The organism is Gammaproteobacteria bacterium, from assembly GCA_027296625.1.
Classification (GTDB): domain Bacteria; phylum Pseudomonadota; class Gammaproteobacteria; order JAKEHO01; family JAKEHO01; genus JAKEHO01.
In genome coordinates this window covers 1-3,495 of the sequence record JAPUIX010000180.1, presented here as the reverse complement: position 1 = coordinate 3,495, position 3,495 = coordinate 1, and the positions used below count along the sequence as shown (strand labels likewise).

General features: G+C 54.2%; 4 protein-coding genes. All 4 read right to left on the bottom strand.

All coding sequences use genetic code 11. The features are described from left to right. Window positions 1–618: SDR family NAD(P)-dependent oxidoreductase (locus O6944_11350; GenBank protein ID MCZ6719732.1), on the bottom strand; the 618-nt coding region annotated here is incomplete at its 3' end. 118 nt (window positions 619–736) lie between these two features. Further along, the gene (locus tag O6944_11345) at window positions 737–1,753 is read right to left on the bottom strand and encodes an LLM class flavin-dependent oxidoreductase (GenBank protein MCZ6719731.1); all 1,017 of its coding nucleotides are present in this window, start codon (window positions 1,751–1,753) and stop codon (window positions 737–739) included. Window positions 1,754–1,830: 77 nt separating this feature from the next. Beyond that, complete coding sequence (locus tag O6944_11340) at window positions 1,831–2,487, bottom strand: nitroreductase family protein (protein ID MCZ6719730.1); 657 nt, start codon at window positions 2,485–2,487, stop codon at window positions 1,831–1,833. 44 nt (window positions 2,488–2,531) lie between these two features. After that, the coding region (locus O6944_11335) for an acyl-CoA dehydrogenase family protein (GenBank protein ID MCZ6719729.1) at window positions 2,532–3,495 on the bottom strand (964 nt) is incomplete at its 5' end.

The window sequence follows — 3,495 nt, the reverse complement described above, 5'->3', positions numbered from 1 at the left end:
CCCATTAGGCTGAGGGACGCCTTTTTTCATGGCTGCGGTCATCTCAGTCCCCGCGTTGCCGATGTCGATTTGGCCACAGGCAATATCATATTTACGCCCATCAAGTGACGTCGACTTGGTCAGGCCAGTCATGGCGTGCTTCGTTGCCGTATACGGCGCGGAGTTGGGGCGCGGGACGTGGGCCGAGATGGAACCGTTGTTGATGATACGACCGCCACGTGGGTCTTGGTCTTTCATGATCTTGAAGGCTTCCTGCGTACACACAAACGCACCGGTCAAGTTGATGTCCACAACGGCTTTCCATTGTTCATACGATAGATCTTCCAGAGGCACAGGCGGGGCGCCGATGCCGGCATTGTTGAACAATACGTCGAGTCGGCCAAAGGTCTCTTTCGTTTGGGCAAACAAGGCACGAATAGAGTCAGGATCGCTCACATCAGTCGGCACGACGAGCGTCTTTGCTTCTGTCCCAGCTTCTTTCGCCGTTGCTTCTAAGAGCGCTACTCGGCGGCCAGCTAAAGCTACGGCATAGCCTTCTTGCAAAAGGGCGAGTGCGCTACATTTACCAATGCCGGTGCCTGCGCCAGTTACGATAGCGATCTTTTCGTGTCTACTCATGTGTTGGCTCTCCTTGTCTTGTGAATCTAGAGATGGGAACCCACCCCAGCGCTACGTGTCACTGACACTACGCGGCACCCCTCCCAAGAGGGGAATTGAGAACGTGTGCAGCCTTTTCCTAGTCCGTAAACGCATCGAGAATTTTATCCCGATAATAATCACGCTGCTCTTGCGTCGTGCCGGTATTCGGGACAGCGAGAATAGTGGTATCAAGCAATCCCTCGCGTGCATTGATTTTGGCCCGGACCCGATCAATCGGCCCAACCGCACAAAAAGCATCGACCATCTCATTCGGAATCAGCTCAACGGCCTTGTCGTTGTCTGGCGTGCGCTGCATGGCGCGGACCTTTCCAACTGTCTCGGAAAATCCATGGGCGGCAAAGATGTCATCATACATGCGTGCCCAGATGCTGAACATCATAGCGCCTGCGCCAATACGGTAGGCAGTTGAGAGATCGTCATCAATAATGGCAAAGCACTGGCCCAAGACTTCAACGTCAGATCGACTGCGACCAGCTTTGTCGAGTCCGGTTTTCAGCGCAGGTAAGATAAGGTCCCGCACATGCTGAGGAGAGAACAGAGGGTTACCGATCAGGCCATTCCCAAGCTCACCCGTCAGGGCGACCATACGTGGTTTGACTGCGGCAATATAGATGGGCACTCGTGAACGTGGCTGCGGGGTTGAACGGGCAAAGAAGTTGCGGGCGTGAAGATGGTAGAATTTGCCTTGATAGTCGATCTCCCCGCCCGTCGGGGCCTTGTCCATAATCAGCTGCAGGACTTCAATATACTCCCGCATTTGGCTCACGGGTTTGCCCTCGTCCCGTCCAGCGTACCAGTTATTGTTCCGGTTCTGGTGCGCCACCCCGAGACCCAGGATGAACTTGCCCTGGCTCAGAAAGTCGAGGTCCATGGCCTGGAACGCCAGCATCACCGGACTGTGGTTAAAGGCTAGGACAACGCCTGAGCCGATTTTGATATGACCAACGCTGGGAGCAATGGCAGCCAACGGAATGAGCGCAGAGTTGGTCAGCTCGGCTTGCCACAACGAGTCAAAACCTGCTGATTCATACTTTTTTGCCCACGCGACCATTTCGTCGTGCGGCCCGGTGGCGAGAAACATGGCGTGTTTCATTGTGGGATTCCTTCCACAAAAAGGTAAGGGCACGGCAGACCGTATCCTTACGACGGGGCTGTTAAGATCAGTGCTCTCTACGGAGTCGGCTCGTGCTGGCCCCATCTATCGAAGTGGGTGACCTCAGTGACAGGGCGGCGTTTAACCGGACCGAACTTTCCCGTGGGGAAGCCGATTGGGATGGTCGCAACTACGCCAAATTCAGACGGAATACCCAGCCGCTGCTGCAATTCGTCTTCAAACATTTGATGCATAGTCGTTAGGCTGGCGCCGAGACCGAGCGCACGACAAGCAAGCAGAATATTTTGTACGCAGGGATAGATCGAGCCATACGATGGGGGAGCTTTCCCTTCACGCTTTTCCTCAGGCACGGCAAACGGCCAGTCACGTTTTCCACATACCAACAGCAGAACGGGGGCTTCGTGCATATGTTCCGCCAGATGGAGAGCGGATCGAATGATCCGAGCCCAAGATGATGTATCATCATCCTTCGGCCTCAGAGCCTCGCCAAAACGGTCCAGCATTGCTTGATAATACCGTTCCTGGAAAAACTTCTTGGTGGCCGCCTCCTGAAGAACCACAAAAGCCCAGGCTTGGAGATTTTGCCCACTTGGCGCACGTATCCCAGCGTCAAGGATTTTACGGATCATCTCAATCGGCACCGGATCCGTTTTAAGCCGCCGCATAGCCCGCATGGAGTGCATGGTTTCAAACACACCGAGTTCTTCAGCCATGGTCTTCTTCCTTTTCAGTTTGGCAGTTTGTATAGAGAACCTTATTACGCCCCTTTTAATAAATGTTTGGCAATGATGATACGCTGGATCTGTGACGTGCCTTCATAAATCTGGAGCAGTTTCGCATCGCGCATAAGCTTCTCGACCGGATACTCACTAAAATAGCCATACCCGCCAAAAATCTGGACGGCGTTGGTCGTGATCTGCATGGTCCGATCTGCGCCGAACGCCTTGGCGTAACTCGATACAATAGAAGACTGGGCGCCTTGGTCGAGTGACCAGGCGGCTTTATAGGTCAGCAGCCGCATAGCCTCCAGCTCAATTGCCATATCCGCCAGCATGAACTGTATAGCCTGAAAATTCGCGATAGCCTGGCCGAACGCTTCGCGTTGTTGGGCATATTTGACGGATTCATCGAGCGCCCGCTGCGAAATCCCAATGGCAAACGCGCCAACCTCCGGACGGCTCCGATCAAAAGTGCGCATGGCGATTTTAAAGCCTTCGCCCTCGGCACCAATAAGTCCGCTGCGAGGAACCACGACATCTTCAAAGACGATCTCCGCCGTATCCGACGCACGCTGACCCATTTTGTTATGCATCCGGTTGGCGGTGATGCCCGGCGTGGCGGCAGGCAGTACAAAACACGATACAGCGCCATGCCGCTGAGTTTTATCTTCGGTCGCAAACGTCACATACCACTGGGCAACGGAGCCATTTGTAATAAAGTGCTTGGTACCATTCAGGACAAAATCATCTCCGACTTTTCGGTAAGTCGTAGAAATGGCAGCAGCATCAGAGCCTGCGCCCGGCTCAGTCAAGGCAAAGGCGGCATACACCGGCTCGGAAACCAGCTGCCCGAGATATTCTTTTTTTTGCTCGTCGTTGGCAGCGATGAGGAGCGGAGTCGTGGCTAGATTATTGGCCACCATATTGAGCGCAATACCCGCGCAGCCGTAGACCAGCTCCTCGTCGACCAGACAGGTATCGAACACCTCTAGTCCAAGGCCG

Bases quoted from the DNA above. Each gene is read 5' to 3' on its own strand.
- O6944_11345 (MCZ6719731.1), bottom strand. From the start codon at position 1,753: ATGAAACACGCCATGTTTCTCGCCACCGGGCCGCACGACGAAATGGTC.
- O6944_11340 (MCZ6719730.1), bottom strand. From the start codon at position 2,487: ATGGCTGAAGAACTCGGTGTGTTTGAAACCATGCACTCCATGCGGGCT.